Origin of the sequence: Kitasatospora sp. NPDC057518 (assembly GCF_042802075.1) — a bacterium.
In the GTDB taxonomy this organism is placed as follows: Bacteria; Actinomycetota; Actinomycetes; order Streptomycetales; family Streptomycetaceae; genus Kitasatospora.
Genome location: NZ_JBHVEU010000151.1, coordinates 1 through 18,104, shown reverse-complemented (window position 1 = coordinate 18,104; position 18,104 = coordinate 1). Strand labels below are relative to the sequence as shown.

18 protein-coding genes are annotated in these 18,104 nt (G+C 74.5%); 5 read left to right on the top strand and 13 right to left on the bottom strand.

Going from position 1 to position 18,104, the window contains the following annotated elements; all coding sequences use genetic code 11:
• Positions 1–123 precede the first annotated feature (123 nt).
• The 4 genes from ACFU7Z_RS17715 to ACFU7Z_RS17700 form a co-directional block, all read right to left on the bottom strand.
• Positions 124–369 (bottom strand): acyl carrier protein, encoded by a 246-nt coding sequence (locus tag ACFU7Z_RS17715; protein WP_049656691.1) that lies wholly within the window; start codon positions 367–369, stop codon positions 124–126.
• A 75-nt stretch (positions 370–444) separates the two neighbouring features.
• Positions 445–1,476 carry a beta-ketoacyl-ACP synthase III gene (locus ACFU7Z_RS17710; RefSeq protein WP_049656693.1) on the bottom strand — a complete coding sequence of 344 codons (1,032 nt, stop codon included), beginning with the start codon at positions 1,474–1,476 and terminating at the stop codon, positions 445–447.
• The gene (locus ACFU7Z_RS17705; protein WP_049656695.1) at positions 1,473–2,426 is read right to left on the bottom strand and encodes an ACP S-malonyltransferase; all 954 of its coding nucleotides are present in this window, start codon (positions 2,424–2,426) and stop codon (positions 1,473–1,475) included. The genes ACFU7Z_RS17710 and ACFU7Z_RS17705 overlap by 4 nt, the downstream gene beginning before the upstream one ends.
• A gap of 91 nt (positions 2,427–2,517) precedes the next feature.
• Entirely contained in the window at positions 2,518–3,714 is a 1,197-nt protein-coding gene (locus ACFU7Z_RS17700) for a CdaR family transcriptional regulator (RefSeq protein WP_074001159.1), read from the bottom strand.
• A gap of 224 nt (positions 3,715–3,938) precedes the next feature.
• On the opposite strand from ACFU7Z_RS17700, the gene ACFU7Z_RS17695 reads away from it, so the two are divergent.
• Positions 3,939–4,715, top strand: coding sequence for a pirin family protein (locus tag ACFU7Z_RS17695; protein WP_380778106.1), 777 nt, complete (start codon positions 3,939–3,941; stop codon positions 4,713–4,715).
• 3 nt (positions 4,716–4,718) lie between these two features.
• On the opposite strand, the gene ACFU7Z_RS17690 is transcribed toward ACFU7Z_RS17695, so the two are convergent.
• Entirely contained in the window at positions 4,719–5,552 is an 834-nt protein-coding gene (locus tag ACFU7Z_RS17690) for a serine hydrolase domain-containing protein (RefSeq protein WP_380778104.1), read from the bottom strand.
• A gap of 132 nt (positions 5,553–5,684) precedes the next feature.
• Here ACFU7Z_RS17690 and ACFU7Z_RS17685 point away from each other — a divergent pair, with 132 nt between their 5' ends.
• The gene (locus ACFU7Z_RS17685; RefSeq protein WP_107086472.1) at positions 5,685–6,188 is read left to right on the top strand and encodes a MerR family transcriptional regulator; all 504 of its coding nucleotides are present in this window, start codon (positions 5,685–5,687) and stop codon (positions 6,186–6,188) included.
• The gene (locus ACFU7Z_RS17680; RefSeq protein WP_117487561.1) at positions 6,185–7,198 is read left to right on the top strand and encodes an aldo/keto reductase; all 1,014 of its coding nucleotides are present in this window, start codon (positions 6,185–6,187) and stop codon (positions 7,196–7,198) included. The genes ACFU7Z_RS17685 and ACFU7Z_RS17680 overlap by 4 nt, the downstream gene beginning before the upstream one ends.
• 52 nt (positions 7,199–7,250) lie before the next feature.
• Here ACFU7Z_RS17680 and ACFU7Z_RS17675 read toward each other — a convergent pair whose 3' ends face one another.
• Positions 7,251–7,829: a TIGR03086 family metal-binding protein gene (locus ACFU7Z_RS17675; protein WP_380778101.1), complete on the bottom strand. Its 579-nt coding sequence runs from the start codon at positions 7,827–7,829 to the stop codon at positions 7,251–7,253.
• A gap of 111 nt (positions 7,830–7,940) precedes the next feature.
• On the opposite strand from ACFU7Z_RS17675, the gene ACFU7Z_RS17670 reads away from it, so the two are divergent.
• Entirely contained in the window at positions 7,941–8,930 is a 990-nt protein-coding gene (locus ACFU7Z_RS17670) for a helix-turn-helix transcriptional regulator (RefSeq protein WP_380778099.1), read from the top strand.
• On the opposite strand, the gene ACFU7Z_RS17665 is transcribed toward ACFU7Z_RS17670, so the two are convergent.
• From ACFU7Z_RS17665 to ACFU7Z_RS17635, 7 genes are all read right to left on the bottom strand, one after another.
• Complete coding sequence (locus ACFU7Z_RS17665; protein ID WP_259316584.1) at positions 8,927–10,141, bottom strand: alpha/beta hydrolase family protein; 1,215 nt, start codon at positions 10,139–10,141, stop codon at positions 8,927–8,929. The two genes, ACFU7Z_RS17670 and ACFU7Z_RS17665, sit on opposite strands and share 4 nt — an antisense overlap.
• Before the next feature lie 225 nt (positions 10,142–10,366).
• Complete coding sequence (locus ACFU7Z_RS17660) at positions 10,367–10,711, bottom strand: MmcQ/YjbR family DNA-binding protein (RefSeq protein ID WP_117487559.1); 345 nt, start codon at positions 10,709–10,711, stop codon at positions 10,367–10,369.
• A gap of 138 nt (positions 10,712–10,849) precedes the next feature.
• Positions 10,850–12,124: an acyltransferase gene (locus tag ACFU7Z_RS17655; RefSeq protein WP_380778096.1), complete on the bottom strand. Its 1,275-nt coding sequence runs from the start codon at positions 12,122–12,124 to the stop codon at positions 10,850–10,852.
• Positions 12,125–12,151: 27 nt separating this feature from the next.
• The gene (locus tag ACFU7Z_RS17650) at positions 12,152–13,276 is read right to left on the bottom strand and encodes an alpha/beta hydrolase (protein WP_380778094.1); all 1,125 of its coding nucleotides are present in this window, start codon (positions 13,274–13,276) and stop codon (positions 12,152–12,154) included.
• A gap of 153 nt (positions 13,277–13,429) precedes the next feature.
• Positions 13,430–14,104: a response regulator gene (locus ACFU7Z_RS17645; RefSeq protein ID WP_380778091.1), complete on the bottom strand. Its 675-nt coding sequence runs from the start codon at positions 14,102–14,104 to the stop codon at positions 13,430–13,432.
• On the bottom strand, positions 14,101–15,429 hold the full coding sequence (locus ACFU7Z_RS17640; protein ID WP_053112114.1) for a sensor histidine kinase: 1,329 nt from the start codon (positions 15,427–15,429) through the stop codon (positions 14,101–14,103). Before ACFU7Z_RS17640 ends, ACFU7Z_RS17645 begins: the two co-directional genes overlap by 4 nt.
• 116 nt (positions 15,430–15,545) lie before the next feature.
• Positions 15,546–16,232, bottom strand: a complete 687-nt coding sequence (locus ACFU7Z_RS17635; protein ID WP_049652623.1) for a TetR/AcrR family transcriptional regulator — start codon at positions 16,230–16,232, stop codon at positions 15,546–15,548.
• Between the two features lie 233 nt (positions 16,233–16,465).
• Here ACFU7Z_RS17635 and ACFU7Z_RS17630 point away from each other — a divergent pair, with 233 nt between their 5' ends.
• Positions 16,466–18,055: an MFS transporter gene (locus ACFU7Z_RS17630; RefSeq protein WP_380778109.1), complete on the top strand. Its 1,590-nt coding sequence runs from the start codon at positions 16,466–16,468 to the stop codon at positions 18,053–18,055.
• Positions 18,056–18,104 lie beyond the last annotated feature (49 nt).

Below are 18,104 nucleotides of genomic sequence, written 5' to 3'. Positions count from 1 at the left end.
GCCCCGGTGAGGGGGCGTCCCGGCCGGTGGGGTCGGTCGGGCTCCACGAGCCCGGCCGACCGGTCAGCCCCCGCCGGCGTACGGGACGCCGGGCGGGCTGGCCGAGTCGAACGACTCGATCGCTCAGGCGGCGTTGGCGAGGATGTAGTCCACCGCGTCGCCGACGGTCTTCAGGTTCTTGACCTCGTCGTCCGGGATCTTGACGTCGAAGCGCTCCTCGGCGGCCACGACGACCTCGACCATGGACAGCGAGTCGACGTCCAGGTCATCGGTGAAGGACTTGTCGAGCGCGACATCCTCGGTCGGGATACCGGCGATCTCGTTGACGATCTCGGCGAGACCTTCCAGGACCTCGTCCTTGGTAGCCATACTGGCTGCTCCTCTTCGGTGTTGAACGCGTCCGGCCGGCGGCCGGACACAGGCTTGTGGATTGGGCGAATGCGCCTAGGGGAGAGTAACGACTGCCGCGGCGTACACGAGACCCGCCCCGAACCCGATGATCAGGGCCAGGTCCCCGCTGTGGGCCTCACCGCTCTCCAGCATGCGTTCCATCGCCAGCGGGATGGAGGCGGCGGAGGTGTTGCCGGTCTCGGCGATGTCGCGGGCGACGGGCACCGACTCCGGCAGCTTGAGCGCCTTGATCATGGCATCCGTGATCCGCATGTTGGCCTGGTGCGGGATGAACGCGCCGAGCTGGTCGGCGGTGATCCCGGCGGCGTCCAGCGCCTGCTGGGCCACCTTGGCCATCTCCCACACCGCCCAGCGGAAGACCGGCTGGCCGTCCATCCGCAGGGCCGGCCACTTGGTCTCCTCGCCCGCGCCGTTGACGGCGTCGGACTTGGCGAAGGCGGTGTCCCAGGCCTCGGTCTGGGTGATCAGGTCGGCCTGCGAGCCGTCCGAGCCCCAGACCAGCTTGCCGATGCCGGGAGTGTCGGACGGGCCGACGACCACGGCGCCGGCGCCGTCGCCGAAGATGAAGGCGGTGGAGCGGTCCGACCGGTCGGTCAGGTCGCTGAGCCGCTCGACGCCGATGACCAGCACGTACTCGGCGTTGCCGCCGCGGATCATGCCGTCGGCCAGGCCCAGGCCGTAGCCGAAGCCGGCGCAGGCGGCCGAGATGTCGAAGGCCGGGGCGGTGCCGCAGCCGAGCCGCTCGGAGATCTCGGTGGCGATCGCCGGGGTCTGCTTGAAGTGCGAGACGGTCGAGACGATCACGCCGCCGATCTGCTCGGCGGTGATCCCGGCCTGGGCGATCGCCTTGCCGGCGGCCTGGACGGACATCTCGGAGACGGACTCCTCCGGGCCGGCCCAGCGGCGCTCGGCGATCCCGCTGCGGGTGCGGATCCACTCGTCCGAGGAGTCGATCCACTCCAGGACCTCGGAGTTGGGGATCACCCGGACCGGACGGTAGCCGCCGACGCCGAGGATGCGCGAGTACTGCGCGCCGCTCACCGGACGGATCTGGGGCTTGGTCATGCCTGGTTCTCCTGCTCCTGACCGCCGTGCTCCGCGACGAGCGCGCGGGCCTTGTCCAGATCGGCGGGGGTCTTGAGGGCGAGCGTGGCCACACCCTTGAGGTTGCGCTTGAGCAGCGCGGTGAGGGTGCCGGCCGGGGACAGCTCGATCACGGCCGTCGCGCCCAGCTGCCCGAGGGTCTCCATGCAGAGGTCCCAGCGGACCGGGTTGGAGACCTGCGACACCAGGCGGGCGAGGACCTCCGCGCCGGAGTCCACGACCGCGCCGTCCTTGTTGGAGACGTAGCGGACCTTCGGGTCGGCCACGCTGGTCAGGGTCGGGGCCAGCTCGGCCAGCCGCTCGACGCCCGGGGCCATGTGCTCGGTGTGGAAGGCGCCGGCCACCTTGAGGGCCACCAGCTTGGAGCGGGTCGGCGGGTCCGCCTTCAGCGCCTCCAGCTGGTCCAGCGTGCCGGCGGCGACGATCTGGCCGCCGCCGTTGTTGTTGGCCGCCGTCAGGCCGTGCTCGGCCAGCTTGGCCGCGACCTCCTCCGGCTCGCCGCCGAGCAGGGCGAGCATGCCCGTCTCGGTGACGGCGGCGGCCTCGGCCATGGCCCGGCCGCGCTCGCGCACGAAGGTCAGCGCGTCGTGGGCGGTGAGCACCCCGGCGCCGGCGGCGGCGGTGATCTCACCGACGCTGTGGCCGGCCACGGCGCCGACCAGCGCACGGGCGGCGTCCTCGTCCGGGAACAGCTCCCGGGCGGTCACCAGACCGGCCGCGACCAGCAGCGGCTGGGCGACGGCGGTGTCCTTGATCTCCTCGGCGGACGCCTCGGTCCCGGCGTGCACCAGGTCGAGCCCGGCGACCTCCGACCAACCGCGCAGGCGGTCGGCGACGCCGTCGAGCTCCAGCCAGGGGCTGAGGAAACCGGGGGACTGGGCACCCTGTCCAGGGGCGACGATTACGAGCACGGTTCAACCCTCTCTCGCCAGGCGCCCAGGGGCGGGTAGGCGACGGTAACGAAGAAAACCATCCGGGATTGTATGGTCCCTACACTCCGGCTCAGCCGGGCTCCCCGACGGCGTCCAGCCGGCCGAGGGCCAGTGCGATCCGCAGAGTGAACGCCGAACGTACGTCGGAGGGGGCGTACCCCGTGACGTCAGTCACACGTCGTAGCCGGTAGCGCACCGTATTCGGGTGGACGAAGAGCATCCGGGCCGCACCCTCCAGCGAGGAGGCCTGCTCCAGGTAGACACTCAGCGTCTCCAGCAGGGCGGAGCCGGCCTCGTCCAGCGGTGTGTAGATCTCCTCCACCAGCTGGCGGCGCGCGGCCTGGTCGCCGGCCAGCGCCCGCTCGGGCAGCAGGTCGTCGGCCAGCACCGGGCGGGGGGCGTCCGGCCAGGCGGCGCAGGCCCGCAGGCCGGCCGCGGCGGCGGCGGCCGAGCGGGTCGCGGAGAGCAGGTCGGGCACGGTCGGGCCGACCACCACCGGGCCCGGCGCGAACTGGCCGATCAGCGCGCGGGCCGCGTGCACCGGCTCCTTCTCGCCGCCGACCACGACCACCAGGCGCTTGCCCAGCACCCCGGTCAGTACGTTCAGCTTGGCGTACCGGGCGGCCCGGCGGATCGCCTCGACCACCAGCTCGCTGTCTCCGTCCGGCGCGCTGCCCATCACCACCCGGACCTGGCTGGGCTGGCCCCAGCCGAGCGCCGCGGCCCGCGAGAGCACGCCCTCGTCGGCGTCGCCGGACAGCAGCGAGTTCACCACCAGCGCCTCCAGCCGGGCGTCCCAGGCGCCGCGCGCCTCGGCGGCCTGGGCGTACACCTGGGCGGTCGCGAAGGCGATCTCCCGGGCGTAGACCAGCACCGACTCGCGCATGTCCGCCTCGTCGCCGGGGGCGGCCACCTCCTCGATGGCCTCCTCCATCACCTCGATCGTGGTGCGGATCAGCTCGACGGTCTGGCGCAGGGTGATCGCCCTGGTCAGCTCGCGCGGGGCGGTGCCGAAGACGTCGGTGGAGATCGCCTGGGCGGCGTCGGGGTGGCGGTACCACTCGGTGAAGGCGGCGATGCCGGCCTGGGCGACCAGGCCGATCCAGGACCGGTGCTCCGGGGGCATCCGCCGGTACCAGCCGAGCTGGTCGTCCATCCGCGAGATCGCGGCGGTGGCCAGCTTGCCGGAGGACTTCTCCAGCCGCTTGAGCGTCGCGGCCCGGCGCTCGGCGCGCTCGGCGGCGTTTCTGCGCTCCTGCGCCGTCAGGCGGGGCGCCGCGCGGCCGGGGCGGTCACGGCCCGCCCGGGCGGCCGGGCTCTTCCCGGTGGGGTCGGGTGCGGGGCTGGGGCTGGGTTCGCTCTTGGAGTTCGCGGAAGCGGCTGGCACAAGGACAAGACTGCCTCACGCGAGTGACTGCTCGTGCACACCCCCCGGCGGAGCGGCGCGGTGGCAAGAGTCACACCCCGCGCGCCGGCGACTACGGTGGGGGCGTGACCGAAGCCGCCGACCGCCCCCGCGCCGACCTGCGCCGCACCGCCGAACGCTACCGCTCCGCCCCGGCCGAGGGCGTCGAGACCCGGCACGCGTTCTCCTTCTCGGGCCACTACGACCCGAAGAACACCCACTTCGGCGCGCTGCTCGCGTGCAACGAGGAACTCCTCGCCCCCGGCGCCGGGTTCGAGGAGCACAAGCACCGGGACACCGAGATCCTCACCTGGGTGCTGGAAGGGGCGCTGGCCCACCGGGACTCGCACGGCCACAGCGGGGTGGTCCGGCCCGGGATGGTGCAGCACCTCAGCGCCGGCTCCGGCGTCACCCACACCGAGCGCAACGTCGGCGGCGCCACCGGGCCGGTCCGCTTCGTCCAGATGTGGCTCCAGCCGGACGAGTTCGACGCGCCGCCCGCGTACGGCCTGCGCAAGGTGGAACCGGCGGACGGCGGGTTGACGCTGCTCGCCTCCGGTCTGGAGCGCGACGCCGGGACGGACGCCCTGCGGCTGCGACGCCGCGACGCCGCGCTCTGGCTGGCCACCGCCGGGCCGTGGCAGCCGCTGCCGCCGCTGCCCGAGGCGCCCTGGCGGTACGCGCACCTGACGGCCGGCTCGCTGGGCTACCGGACCGTCCCGGGGCCCAAGGGCGGCGGCCGCTCGATGGTCCCGGGCGACAGCGTGCGGATCACCGGCGAGGCCTTCGCCGACCCGGCGGCGGGGGAGACCGGCGCCGAACTCCTGCTCTGGGAGATGCACTCGCCGGTCTCGTACGGCTGACCGTCAGCCGTTCAGTTCCGCCAGCACCGCGTCCGAGAAGGCCGGCCAGGCCTCGACCGCCCACGGTCCGAAGTCCCGGTCGGTGAGCGCGACGCAGGCCGCGCCGGCCTGCGGGTCGACCCACAGGAAGGTGCCGGACTGGCCGAAGTGGCCGAAGGTTCCGGGGGAGTTGGCGGTGCCGGTCCAGTGCGGGCTCTTGCCGTCGCGGATCTCGAAGCCGAGGCCCCAGTCGTTCGGGCGGCGGTGGCCGTAGCCGGGCAGCACGCCGCTGGTGCCGGGGAAGGCGACCTCGCGGGTGGCCTGCCGGACGGTGGACGGGTCCAGCAGCTTGGGGGCCTGCAGCTCGGCGGCGAACCGGGTGAGGTCGGCGACGGTGGACAGGCCGCCGGCGCCGGCCGGGGACTTGTGGGCGGTGTGGATCAGGGTGTCCGTCATGCCCAGCGGCTCGAACACCGCCTCGGCGACGTAGCGGGAGAACTCGATCCCGGCGGCCTCGGAGAGCGTCCGGGCCAGCGCGTCGAAGCCCGCGTTGGAGTAGAGCCGGCGGTTGCCGGGCTCGGCGAACACCCGGTCCTCGTCGAAGCCCAGGCCGGAGGTGTGCGCGAGCAGGTGGCGGACGGTGGACCCGGGCGGCCCGGCCGGGTCGTCCAGCTCGAACACGCCCTCCTCCAAGGCGACCAGCGCCGCGTACGAGGTGAGCAGCTTGGTCACCGAGGCGAGCGGGAACAGGTGCTGCTGCGGCCCGTGCGCGCCCAGCACCGCGCCGTCCGCCGCCCGGACCACCGCCGCCGCGGCATGGGGCACCGGCCAGTTCTCGATCATCCGCAAGCTCTCCATGGGCCCGACTCTAGTCGCCGGGAAAATCCTCGGAAAAGGTGGTGGCGGGCCCACCCGGATGGCGGGCTTGCTTGGAGTGCACTCAAACTCTGTAGCGTCGTTCCCGTCGCACAGGACAAGGGGGAACGAGCGATGGCCGCACCCGCACGCATCGAGATCGACCTGCGCAGCTGCTCCGAGGTCTTCAGCCGCCCCGTCGGCGATCCGGACCCGAGCCCGAGGCACACCATCAGCGAGGTCGCCACGGCGAGCGGGCTGACCGCCCACACCCTGCGCTGGTACGAGCGGATCGGCCTGCTGGACCCGGTCGACCGGGCGGCGGGCGGCCAGCGCCGCTACTCCGACGCCGACCTGCACCGGCTGGCCTTCCTGGGCCGGCTGCGGCTGACCGGCATGTCGGTGGCGGACATGCTCAAGTACGTGGACATGGCCCGCCAGGGCGAGCAGACCTACGGGGAGCGTCGGCTGCTCCTGGAGGCCCAGCGCGAGGAGGTCCGACAGCGGATCGTGGACCTCCAGGCGACCCTCGCCGTCCTCGACTACAAGATCGACATCTATGCCGGGAAGGGCGCCGTCGGCGCCGGCATCCCGGCCAAGTGCCAGAACATCCATGGAGAGGAAGAGCAGAGCGCATGACTCAGACCGTCCTTCCCACCGTCGAACTCGGCACCGGCGGCCCGCTGGTGGGCGTCCAGGGCCTCGGCTGCATGGGCATGAGCGAGTTCTACGGCCCCACCGACGCCGACGAGGCGCTCGCCACCCTGGACGCCGCGCTGGAGACCGGCGTCACCCTCTTCGACACCGCCGACATGTACGGCTCCGGCCGCAACGAGGAGCTCATCGGCCCCTTCGTCCGGGCCAACCGGGACAAGGTGGTGCTCGCCACCAAGTTCGCCATCCTGCGCTCCGAGGAGGACGGCGCCGTCCGCGGCATCAGCAACGACCCGGCGTACATCCGGACCGCGGTGGACGCCTCGCTGCGCCGCCTCGGCGTGGACGAGATCGACCTGTACTACATGCACCGCCGCGACCCGGCGGTGCCGCTGGCCGACTCGGTCGGCGCCATGGCCGAGCTGGTGAAGGCCGGCAAGGTGCGCCACCTCGGCCTGTCCGAGGTGACCGGGGCCGAGCTGCGCGAGGCGCACGCCGTCCACCCGATCGCCGCGCTCCAGTCCGAATGGTCGGTGTTCGCCCGCGACGTCGAGAGCACGGCGGTGCCGGCCGCGGCGGAGCTGGGCGTCGCCTTCGTGCCGTACTCGCCGCTCGGGCGGGGCTTCCTGACCGGCGCCTTCCAGGACGCCACGGAGCTCTCGGCGAACGACTACCGCCGCAACCACCCCCGCTTCACCGGCGACAACGCGGCCGCCAACGGCGAACTGCTCGACCCGCTGCGGGAGATCGCCGCGGCCCGCGGCGTCACGCTCGCCCAGGTCGCGCTGGCCTGGGTGCACCAGCGGGCCGAGGTGCACGGGCTGGCCGTGGTGCCGATCCCGGGCACCCGCAAGCGGAGCCGGCTCGCCGAGAACACCGCGGCGGCGACGCTGCGGCTGACCGCCGAGGAGCTGGCGCTGCTGGAGCCGGTGGCCGGCCGGGTGGCGGGGAGCCGCTACGCGGACATGAGCTCCACCTCGGCGGCGCGCGAGTAGCGGGCACCGGCGGCCCGGGGAGTCGGCGGACGCCCCGGGTCGGCCGCCCGGCTCAGACCGTACGGCCCGTCCAGGCGGCCAGCCGGGTGTGCACGTCGGCGTCCTCGGCGACCGGCCGGACGGCGGCGAACGGAACGCCCGGCACCCGCCGCTCGGCCGGCAGCACGAACTCGGCGATGCCCAGGGCGGTCCGCGCCAGGTCGTCGTCCAGGGCGAAGCCGTTGTCGAGGCTCCGGGCGATGTCCCCGGAGTGGGTCACCAGCTCCATCAGGTAGCCGCCGACCGCCATCGCGCCGGGCACCTCGCCCCAGGGGGCGACGGTCGGGCGGCCGAGCTTGGCGTCGTCCGCCCAGGCGGCGGTCACCCGGGCGCGGGCCCGGCCCAGGGCGGCCGGCCAGCCCTCGTCGGACGGGTCCTCGATGGCGGCCACGGTGTCCTCGGCGTGGCCGCCCTCGCCCATGTACGCGAACCGGTGGACGCCGCCGACCACGTGGTTCAGCAGCCCGCGCAGGGTGAACTCGGTACAGGGCGTGGGCCGGTCGAGGTCGGCCGGGGTGACGGTGGCGAACAGCTTCTCCAGCTGGTCGAGGGCGGCCTGGTACTGCGGGCGGGTGTCCTGGACGGCGGTCATGGCGCTCAACTCCCTGGTGTCGGGTGGTCGTTCGGGCCCCTTTCGGGCCCGGAACGCAATCTCCCAGTAAAACCTGACAACGGCCGTCAGGATTACTGGGATTCTTGGACCATGAAGGCCGACCGCCTGCTCTCGATCCTCCTGCTGCTCCAGACCCGCGGCCGGGTGCCCGCCACCGAACTCGCCGAGCGGCTGGAGGTGTCCGTCCGCACCATCTACCGCGACGTCGAGTCGCTCTCCGCCGCCGGGGTGCCGGTGTTCACCGAACGCGGGCGGCACGGCGGCATCGGCCTGCTGCCCGGCTACCGCACCGACGTCACCGGCCTGACCGCGGACGAGGCCAGGGCGCTGTTCGTGCTCTCCGCCCAGGGCGCGCACAGCGACCTCGGGCTGGACGGCGCGCTCGGCTCGGCGCTGCGCAAGGTGATGGCGGCGCTGCCGGCCCCGCACCGGCCGGCCGCCGAGCGGGTCCGCGAGCGGATCCTGGTCGACCCGGCCCGCTGGATGCAGACCCCCGGCGCGGCCGGCCCCGCCGCCGGGCCGGACCTGGGCGAGCTGCAGTACGCCGTCTTCGCCGACCGGCGGCTGCGGCTGCGCTACCGGCACAGCGGCACGCCCGCGCCGGTGGAGTACACCGTCGACCCGTACGGGCTGGTGAGCAAGGCCGCGGTCTGGTACCTGGTGGCCGATCTGCACGGCGAGCCGCGGCTGTTCCGGGCCGACCGGGTGCTGGCCGCCGACACCACCGAGGAGGCGGTGCGGCGCCGGACCGGGGTCGGGCTCGGCGAGGTCTGGGCGGTGCTGCGCGAGCAGGTCGAACGGCTGCCGAAGGACGTGCCGGTGCGGGTGCGGGTCCGGCGCGGACGGCTGGACATGTTCCTGCGCATCCACGGCGGCCGGGTCACCGCACCGCCGCCGGAGCCGGGCGCCGTCCCGGCCGAGGAGTGGACCGAGGTGGCGATGGCCTTCCCGGCCCCGGCGGCCGTCCGGTCGCTGCTGGCCTTCGGCGCGGACGTCGAGGTGCTGGCCCCGCCGGCCGCCCGGCGCGAACTGGCCCGGGCGGCGGCGGAGGCCCTGCGGCTGTACGAAGACGGGTCTTAGGAGCCCGGGTTGGCCCGGACCACGTCCTGGTAGTGGCCGAGGGAGATCGCCGCGAAGTTGTGCAGGCTGTCGGTGCCCTCGGTGAGGTAGCCGTTGTGGCCGGCCGCGCGGGCCGAGGAGATCAGCTCGGAGCCGAAGCCGCTCGCGGCCGGGTCGGCGCCGTGGCCGAGCCCGCCGACCTCCATGAACGGCACGTTGCCGATCCAGTCGCTGGGGTTGCGGGTGGCCCAGAGGTGCACGCCCGCGCCCAGCTCGCCGGTGTTCTGCACGCCCATGCCCGGGCTGCCGAAGACCACCAGGTCGGTGATGCCGGAGGTGTCGGACGGCGAGGCGGCCGCGCGCGGGATGTCCGGGGCGGCCGTACCGCAGACCACCGAGCCGTACGAGTGGCAGAGCAGCGCCGGCGGCGCGTCCGGCCGGGTGGTCTCCTTGAGCCCGGCGAGCAGCCGCTCCAGCCGGGGGGCGGCGACGTCGGCGAGCCGGGAGGTGGCCGCGTCCGGGCCGAGGCCGGACGGGGTGACGTAGCCGGTCCAGGAGATCACGGCGGTCCGGGTGTCCGGGGCCTGGCGCTGCTCCTCGGTGTGGAGGGCGCGGGCCATGCCGGCCGGGGAGCGCAGCGGGTCGGCCGCCTGGTCGTGGTGGCCGAGGTCGGCGTCCGAGCCGGGGACGAGCACGGAGATCCGCTCGGCGTCGGCGAGGTCGCCCCACACCTCGGTGACCAGGCCGCGGCCGCGCGGGTCGAAGGCCAGGATCTGCCGGTCGGGGGCGAGCAGGTGCTCGACGTCGTTGGCGCGGGAGACGGCCAGCGCGCGGGTGTCGGAGTCCAGCGTGCCGTCGGCGGCGCGGGCCAGGGCCCGGTCGTGCTCGGCGGCCAGGGCGATCCGGTTGGCGCGGTAGCGCAGGTCCAGCGGGGCGCCGTCGTAGTTGCCGACGACCAGCGGGTAGTCCTGGATCAGCCGGTCCAGCTCGGTGGGCGCGAGCGAGGCGAAGAACGCCGCGGCGGCGGCCGGGGTGGTGGTCGCCGGGTCGGGCAGGGAGCGGCCGAAGGAGTGGTCCTCGACCCAGGCGGCGCTGCCGGCCGGGGGCGTGGAGATCGCCAGCTGTTCGGAGGAGACGGCGGCCGCGGCGGCGACGGCCCCGGCGTCGGCGAGCACCGCGCAGCCGGCGAACGCCCCGATCAGTACCCGCTTCCAGCGCCGACGGATGCGCACCGCACCAACTCCCTTGGGGCCCGCACCGTTTCGCGGGCGGTGGTGCCCGGAGGGTGCGATAGCTCTGCTGACTTCCCTGCGCAAGCCTAGGGGGCCCGAAGGGATGCCGGGAACGCCTAAACTGTGGGATGGCTCACATGAACCAGGGGTGTCCGTCCGACGTCTCCCAGTGGTTCGGACAGTGGTTCGTACGGAGGCCGGTGTGGCCGGTGGGAAGGGGCGCGCTCAGACCCCGGACTCGTCGAACGCGCGGACCAGGCGCTTCGGTGCCGTCCGCCGCCAGGCCTCGGTGACCAGGTCGCGCAGCTCGTCCCCGTCCACCAGGTCCAGCCGGACGCTCACCCAGCCGTGCCGGCCGACGTACGGGGCGGAGGAGAACACCTCGGGCTCGGCGGCGAGCAGTTCGGCCTGGTCCTCGGGGGAGGCCTTGACGGTGACGCGGTCCCCGTCGGGCGCGCCCATCGCGAAGATCCGGCCGCGCACCCGCAGCGTCTCGATGTCCCAGGTCGGCTCCTGGGCGGCCTCCGGCAGGGCCAGGGCCATCGTGCGGAACTCGTCGAACGTCACCATGGCGGCAGGGTAGGGCAGGGCACTGACAGTGCGCCCCCGGCGCGGTGGGCGACGGCCGCAGGGGCGCGGACCGACCGGTCCACGCCCCTGCGACGGTGGTGCGCCCCGCCGTTCGGCCAGGCCGCACCCGGCGGACCGTCACACCATGCCCAGCGCGTACGCCGCGAACAGCGCCGCCGCGGCCCCGGCCACCGCCTTGCCGCCCCGGGAGAAGGCCGTCCAGGGGCCGTCGAACCGGCGGGTGAACCAGCCGACCGCCACCAGCACGGCGCCGAACAGCGGCAGCAGCGCCAGCCGGGCGACCACCCAGCCGAGCGAGTCCGGCGCCGTGCTCAGCCCCGGGACGGCGCCCAGGGCGGCCGCGCCGGGCACCGCCACCGCGAGCATCGCGCTCTGGTGCCAGCAGAAGATCGTCATCGCCGACAGGTTGACCACCACGACCGGCAGCCAGAGCAGCGGACGGCCGGTCAGCAGCCGGCCCAGCCGCTCCCGCAGCAGCACCGCGGCGCCGCACTGGAACGCCGCCAGGGCGAGCACCAGCAGGGACGGCGGGTGCGAGTTGGTCCGCTCCGCCCCGGGCACGCCGACCATGCTGGCCGGGTAGTGGAAGACCAGCAGCAGCGCGGCGAACAGCGCGCCGCCGCCGAGCAGCAGCACCCGGGCCGCCGGGCGGCCGAGCCGGCCCTGCGCCCAGAGCACGCCCAGCTGGTAGCCGAACAGCCAGCCCGGCAGGATGTTCAGCAGCGCGACCCAGGACGGCACCGACCCGGCCCACGGCCCGTACCGCAGCAGGTCGACGGCGGCGACCGAGGCCACCAGCAGGCCCGCCGACCAGCCGCCCAGCCGGCGCCCGGCGGCCACGCAGAGCGGGGTGAGGGCCGTCAGCCCCAGGTAGACCCCGATGTACCAGAGCGGCTGCACCACCAGGGTGGCGCCGGTGCGCACGGTGTCCTCGGGGACGCCGAGCGCGGGCAGCAGCGGGATCAGCGCCGCCCAGACGGCCGCCACCCCGAGCACCGGGCGCAGCAGCCGGACCGCACGGGCCCGCAGCCAGCCGCCGTACGTGACGCCCTTGGCCCGGGCCCGCTCCAGCGAGCGGACCGAGGAGTGGCCGCCGACCAGGAAGAACACCCCGAGCATCTGGAGCACCCAGCTGAGCGGGGCGAAGAAGCCGAGGGTGGAGAGCGGGCTGGCGTTGTGCAGGGCGCCGTCGGGGGAGCGGGTGAAGCCGCCGAGCATCCAGTGGCCGACCGGTACGGCGAGCAGGGCGAGGGCGCGCAGCCCGTCCAGGGCGCGGTCGCGGTCGGCCGGGGTCTTCGCGTCGACCCGCGCGGCGGCGCGGCGCAGGGCGGTGAGCGGTCCGGCGGCGAGCGCTCGGGGGGTACGGGGCGGGGCGGCGAGGGTGTCGGCCATGGTGGTGCTCCTTCCGGTGCGGGCGGGTCAGGCGCGGCCGAGGGCGACGGCGGCGTAGGCGGCGAGGGAGGCGGTGCCGGGGGCGAAGTAGCCGGTGTGGCCGTGGGATCCGGTGGCGGGCAGCGGGCGGGCGCCGAAGCCGGGGGCGGTCGGGTCGGCGCCGTGGCCGAGGCCGAACAGCCGGACCTTGGGCACGTCGCCGATCCAGTCGGAGTCGTTGCGGGCGGTGGCCCAGAGCGGGACGCCCGGGTCGAGGTCGGCGGCCGAGCCGACGCCCATGCCGGGCGAGCCGAGCACCACCACGCCGGAGGCCTGTGCGGGGGTGGGGCGGGCCAGGCCGCAGACCACCGAGCCGTAGCTGTGGCAGAACACGGTGGGCGGGTCCTGCGGGCGGGTGGTGACGGCGAGTCCGTCGAGCAGCCGGGTGAGGCGGGGGGCGCCGGCCCGGGCCAGGTCCTCGGTGGCGGCGTCCAGGCCGAGGCCGAGCGGGGTGGTGTAGCCGGCCCAGGCGATCACGGCGGTCCGTCCGCCGGTGGCGTCCAGGAGCGCCCGGGCCATGCCGGCCGGGGTGCCGTACGGGTCGCCGGCGCGGTCGAAGCGGAGCAGGTCGGTGTCGGAGCCGGGGACGATCACGGCGGTGCGGCGGGCGGTGGCGAGGTCGCCGTACACCTCGGCGACCTGACCGCGGCCGCGCGGGTCGAAGGCGAGGATCCGCCGGCCGCCGTCCAGCAGGGCGCGGTAGCGCTCGGCGCGGGTGCGGGCGGCCTCGTGGTCCTGCGGGGTGAGGGCGGGGTCGGCGGCCCGGGCGAGTTCGCGGGTGCGCTCGGCGGTCAGGGCCAGGGCGTTGGCCCGGTACCGGAGGGCGACCGGGGCGCCGTCCAGGTTGCCGACCACCAGCGGGTACCGGGCGGTCAGGGCGTCCTGCCGGGCCGGGTCCAGCCCGGCGAAGAACGCGGCGACCCGGGCCGGTTCGGTGGTGGCCGGGTCGGGCAGCCGCAGGCCGAGCGAGGTGTCGGCCGTCCACGCGGCGCTGCCGGGCGGCGGGCCGGTGACCGGGGTCTGGGTGTCGGCGGCCCAGCCGCCCGCGCCGAGCATGATCGCCACTGCCACCGCGGCGCCGGCGATCGCCCGCCCGGCTCGAAACCTGCGCATGTCCCTGCTCCCTCCTCGTCCGTTCGGCCGCCGACTCGGTTCGGCTTCCGACGAGGAGGAAGGTAGGAATGCGACGGCCCCGCGGACGTCACACCGCGGGGCCAACTCCCGGGTGCTACCCGGGTATCAGAGGAGCGGGCGAACAGCTGCCGGTTACTGACCCGGTGTCACCAGGCCGGACTCGTAGGCCAGGATCACCGCCTGGGCGCGGTTGTGCAGGCCGAGCTTGGCGAGGATGCGCCCGATGTGGGTCTTGACGGTCTGCTCGGCGAGCACCAGCCCGGCGGCTATCTCCTGGTTGGACAGGCCGCGGGCGATCAGCTCCAGCACCTCGGTCTCGCGCGGGGTCAGGCCGTTGAGCCGCACCTTGGGGTCGCGGCGCCTGGCCGGGCGGGTGCGGGCGAAGTCCTCGATCAGCCGGCGGGTCACCGAGGGGGCGAGCAGCGCCTCGCCGGCCGCGACCACCCGGACCGCGGCGATCAGGTCGGCCGGCGGGGCGTCCTTGAGCAGGAAGCCGCTGGCCCCGGCGCGCAGTGCCTCGTACACGTAGTCGTCCACGTCGAAGGTGGTCAGCATCAGCACCTTGGGCCGGTGGGCGCCGGGCACGGCCGGGTCGAGCAGCCGCCGGGCCGCCTCCAGGCCGTCCATGACGGGCATCCGGACGTCCATCAGCACCAGGTCCGGGTGGGTGCGGCCGTTGACCTCCAGGGCCTGGGCGCCGTCCGCCGCGTCCCCCACCACGTCGATGTCGCTCTGGGCGTTGAGCAGGGCCGCGAAGCCCGCGCGCACCATGGCCTGGTCGTCGACGATGATCACGCGGATGGTCATGCGGTGGTCTCCTGGGGGGTGTCGGTGTCGGGGCGGTCGACGGGCAGGACGGCGGCCACCTTGAAGCCGCCGTCCGGCAACGGGCCGGTGTCCAGCCTGCCATCGACCAGCCGGACGCGTTCACGCATTCCGACCAGCCCCTGCCCGGTGCCCTCGACCGAGGCCTCCAGCGACTCGGTGCGCTGCGGCGGGGGCGCGTTGACCACCGTCACCAGCAGCGCCGGGCCGTCGGTGCTCAGCGACACCCAGGCCCGCGCGCCGGGGGCGTGCCGCACCACGTTGGCCAGCGCCTCCTGCACGATCCGGTAGGCGGACAGGCCGACGGCCTGCGGTGCCTGGTCCAGCAGGTCCACCAGGCCCGGTTCCACCGTCAGTTCGGCCGGCACCCCGGCCCGGCCCACCGTCTCGACCAGCTGGGCGAGTTGGCCCACCCCGGGCTGCGGGGCCCGCTCCCCGCCGGACTCCTCGCTGCGCAGCACGCCGAGCAGCCGGCGCATCTCGGCCAGCGACTCGCGGGCGGTGCCGGCTATCGCGGTGAACTCCTCGGCGGCCTCGTCCGGCACCCCGGTGATCCGGTACGGCGCGCTGGCGGCCTGCACCGCGATGACCGACATGTGGTGCGCGACCACGTCGTGCAACTCCCGTGCGATCCGGGCGCGTTCCTCCAGCAGGGTGCGGCGTTCACGTTCGACCTCGCTGATCTGCTCCTGCTCGCTGAGCAGCCGGCGCGCCTCGGCGCGGTCCCGGACGGCCCAGCCGAGCAGCAGCACGGCGCCGCTGAGCGCGATCAGCAGCATGGTGGTGCCGTCGCCGGAGCGGGGCAGGCCGAGCGTGGTGGTGAGCGCGGTGAGCGCGATGGTGGCGAGCCAGACCGAGAGCAGGGTGGCCCGGCTCTCCCGCAGCGCCAGGGCGATCAGCAGGAAGAGGTACGAGAGGATCATCGGCGCGGTCCACGGCCAGGTGCCGCCGTCCTGGTCGTACCGGGCGGTGATGGTGGCGGTGGCGACCAGGGTGCCCGCGCTGATCCACCAGGCGGCCAGCGGCCGGGTGATGGCGAGCAGCAGCGGCACCGTCTGGGCGACGGTGAGCGCGCCGGCCACCGGGAGCACCAGGCCGAAGAAGCCGACCAGGGTGGCGATCCCGGCGGGGATCAGCGAGGACAGCATGATCAGGACGACGGCGTACGGCAGCCGGCGCACCCAGCGCCGGGGCGACGTTCCGAGCAGCGGGGTGTGGCCGCCGCTCGGGGTGGTCAGGTGGTGTCGGAAGGTGCCCAGCAGGCGCAGGGCGTGCGGGCGGACGTCGGCGGCGGTGAGGTTCTTCATCGCGCGCCAGCCTAGGAGGGCGGGGCCCCGCCGGGCGTCGCACCGGAGCCCGATTTTCCGGGTGCTACCGGGGTACCGGGTGATACCCCGGTATGACGCGGGTGCGCGGCCGGGTACTACGCGCGGTCGTGCCAGTGGCCGGCCAGGGCCGGGCCGAGCTGGTCGAAGTGACGCTCGATCACCGCGACCATGCCCTCGGGGCCGGCCGGCTCGTGCTCGGCGCTCCAGGAGAGGTGGGCCAGGCGCAGCAGTCCGCCGAAGACGGCGGCGAGCACGGCCGGGCGCAGGTCCTCGGCCGGGTCCAGGCCCTCGCGTTCGGCGAGCACCCGGACGACCAGCCGTTCCTGCTCGTTGACCCGCCGCAGGTGGGCGGCGAGCAGCGGGGGCGTCTCCTCGATCATCCGCATGAGTTCGAGGGCGCTGTGGATCGAGCCGGGGCCGGCGGCCTCCTCGCTGCCGAGGTCGTGCCAGGCCTTGACGATCGAGGCGCGCAGGGCCTGGAGCGGGGTCTCCTCGGCCGGGCGGTGGCGCAGGCACTCCATGAAGTAGTCCTCGGCCACGGCCATCACGGCGAGCGCGACCTCGTCCTTGTTGGCGAAGTAGCGGAAGAAGGTGCGCTGGGAGACGTCGACGGCGGAGGCGATCTCGTCGACGGTCGTCCGGGCGAAGCCCTGCCGGAGGAAGAGCACGTGGGCGGCCTGGATCAGGGCGTACCGGGTCTGCTGCTTCTTGCGCTCGCGCAGTCCGGGCGTGCGCCCGGGGCCCTCCGGGGCGGCGGTGGTGCGGGGGGTGTGAGCGGCCATGAGCAGGGGCCTTCCGGAGGGCTGGGTACGGCGGTGGGAGCACGATCCTAGCGCTCTGACAAATGTCAGTTATGGCCAGAAGTCACTGTTTGCCGAATGTCAGCGGCTGACATAATCTGCCGAGGTGGCGCCCGTCGGGCCGGGGCACCTGTGGGGACGGGTGGGCCGGGGCGCCACGACCACGTCCTGCACCCCAGCCACGCCCCCGGAGGGCCCTGATGAGCCAGTCCGTCGTGAAGAACTCCGAGGCGGACGCACCGCCGCCGCCGAACCCGCCGTCGGGGGGCGGCCTCAAGGGGCACCCCTGGCTGACCCTGCTGACCGTCGCGGTCGGCGTCATGATGGTCGCGCTGGACGGCACGATCGTCGCCATCGCCAACCCGGTGATCCAGGAGAAGCTGCACGCGGCGCCCGCCGAGATCCAGTGGGTCACCAGCGGCTACCTGCTGGCCCTGGCGGTCTTCCTGGTCACCGCCGGCAAGATCGGCGACCGCTTCGGCCACAAGGCCACCTTCCTGGTCGGCGCGGTGGGCTTCGCCGTGACCTCGGCCGCGATCGGCTTCGCCGGCAACATCCAGACCGTGATCGCCTTCCGGGTGCTCCAGGGCCTGTTCGGCGCGCTGCTCCAGCCGGCCGCGCTCGGCCTGCTGCGCGGGGCCTTCCCGGCCGAGCGGCTCAACATGGCGATCGGCATCTGGGGCGGCGTGATCGGCGCCTCCACCGCGGCCGGCCCGATCGTCGGCGGCCTGCTGGTCGAGCACGTCAACTGGGAGTCGGTGTTCTTCATCAACGTCCCGGTCGGCCTGATCGCGCTGGCGCTGGGCCTGTGGATCCTGCGGGACGTCCGCGCCGAGAAGGCCGCCAAGTCCTTCGACCTGCCCGGCATCGCGCTGCTCTCGGTGGGGATGTTCGCGCTGGTCTTCGGCATCATCAAGGCCCCCGAGTGGGGCTGGGGCGACGGGCGGACGCTGCTGTTCCTGGGCGGCGCGGTGGTCCTGATGGTGCTGTTCGCGCTCTGGCAGGGCAAGGCCCGCGAGCCGCTGGTGCCGCTCGGCCTGTTCCGCTCGGTGCCGCTGTCGGCGGGCGTGCTGCTGATGGCGCTGATGGCCTTCGCGTTCTTCGGCGCGATCTTCTTCGTGACCTTCTACCTCCAGAACGTGCACGGGATGAAGCCGGTCGACGCCGGCGTCCACCTGCTGCCGATGACCGGCATGATGATCGTCGGCTCGCCGCTGGCCGGCCTGGCGATCGGGAAGCTGGGCCCGCGCATCCCGATCGTGGCCGGGATGCTGATCACCACCGTCGCGATGTACGGCATGTCCACCCTGGACACCGGCTCCGGCAACGGTGTGATGTCGCTCTGGTTCGTCCTGATGGGCCTCGGCATCAGCCCGGTCATGGTCGGCGCCACCGAGGTGATCGTCGGCAACGCCCCGCTGGAGCTGTCCGGCGTGGCCGGCGGCCTCCAGCAGGCCGCGATGCAGGTCGGCGGCAGCCTCGGCACCGCGGTGCTGGGCGCGCTGATGGCCGCCAAGGTCGGCGACGTGCTGCCGGGCAACTGGGCCGAGGCCGGCCTGCCGCCGGTCGAGGGCGCGGCGGGCGAGGGCCTCAAGCAGGCCGCCCAGCTCGGCATCGCCCCGCCGGCCCCGGCCGGCACCCCGCAGCAGGCGGTGGACGCGATGGCCGGCGCCGTCCACGAGTCCTTCGTGAGCGGCATGTCGCTCGCCTTCGCGGTGGCCTCCGTGGTGGCCCTCGCCGCCGCCGCGCTCGGCCTGCTCACCCGCCGCGGCACCACCGACGCGGGCCCGTCCGTGCACATCTGACGGCCCCACGGCCCCGCCGCACCCCGACGGCCCCGGACTCCTCGGAGTC

Excerpts from the sequence above, each read along its gene's own strand:
- ACFU7Z_RS17715 (WP_049656691.1), bottom strand. The coding sequence starts at position 369 with ATGGCTACCAAGGACGAGGTCCTGGAAGGTCTCGCCGAGATCGTCAAC.
- ACFU7Z_RS17710 (WP_049656693.1), bottom strand. The coding sequence starts at position 1,476 with ATGACCAAGCCCCAGATCCGTCCGGTGAGCGGCGCGCAGTACTCGCGC.
- ACFU7Z_RS17690 (WP_380778104.1), bottom strand. The coding sequence starts at position 5,552 with ATGGAGAGCTTGCGGATGATCGAGAACTGGCCGGTGCCCCATGCCGCG.
- ACFU7Z_RS17685 (WP_107086472.1), top strand. The coding sequence starts at position 5,685 with ATGGCCGCACCCGCACGCATCGAGATCGACCTGCGCAGCTGCTCCGAG.
- ACFU7Z_RS17680 (WP_117487561.1), top strand. The coding sequence starts at position 6,185 with ATGACTCAGACCGTCCTTCCCACCGTCGAACTCGGCACCGGCGGCCCG.
- ACFU7Z_RS17675 (WP_380778101.1), bottom strand. The coding sequence starts at position 7,829 with ATGACCGCCGTCCAGGACACCCGCCCGCAGTACCAGGCCGCCCTCGAC.
- ACFU7Z_RS17670 (WP_380778099.1), top strand. The coding sequence starts at position 7,941 with ATGAAGGCCGACCGCCTGCTCTCGATCCTCCTGCTGCTCCAGACCCGC.
- ACFU7Z_RS17660 (WP_117487559.1), bottom strand. The coding sequence starts at position 10,711 with ATGGTGACGTTCGACGAGTTCCGCACGATGGCCCTGGCCCTGCCGGAG.
- ACFU7Z_RS17655 (WP_380778096.1), bottom strand. The coding sequence starts at position 12,124 with ATGGCCGACACCCTCGCCGCCCCGCCCCGTACCCCCCGAGCGCTCGCC.
- ACFU7Z_RS17650 (WP_380778094.1), bottom strand. The coding sequence starts at position 13,276 with ATGCGCAGGTTTCGAGCCGGGCGGGCGATCGCCGGCGCCGCGGTGGCA.
- ACFU7Z_RS17645 (WP_380778091.1), bottom strand. The coding sequence starts at position 14,104 with ATGACCATCCGCGTGATCATCGTCGACGACCAGGCCATGGTGCGCGCG.
- ACFU7Z_RS17640 (WP_053112114.1), bottom strand. The coding sequence starts at position 15,429 with ATGAAGAACCTCACCGCCGCCGACGTCCGCCCGCACGCCCTGCGCCTG.
- ACFU7Z_RS17635 (WP_049652623.1), bottom strand. The coding sequence starts at position 16,232 with ATGGCCGCTCACACCCCCCGCACCACCGCCGCCCCGGAGGGCCCCGGG.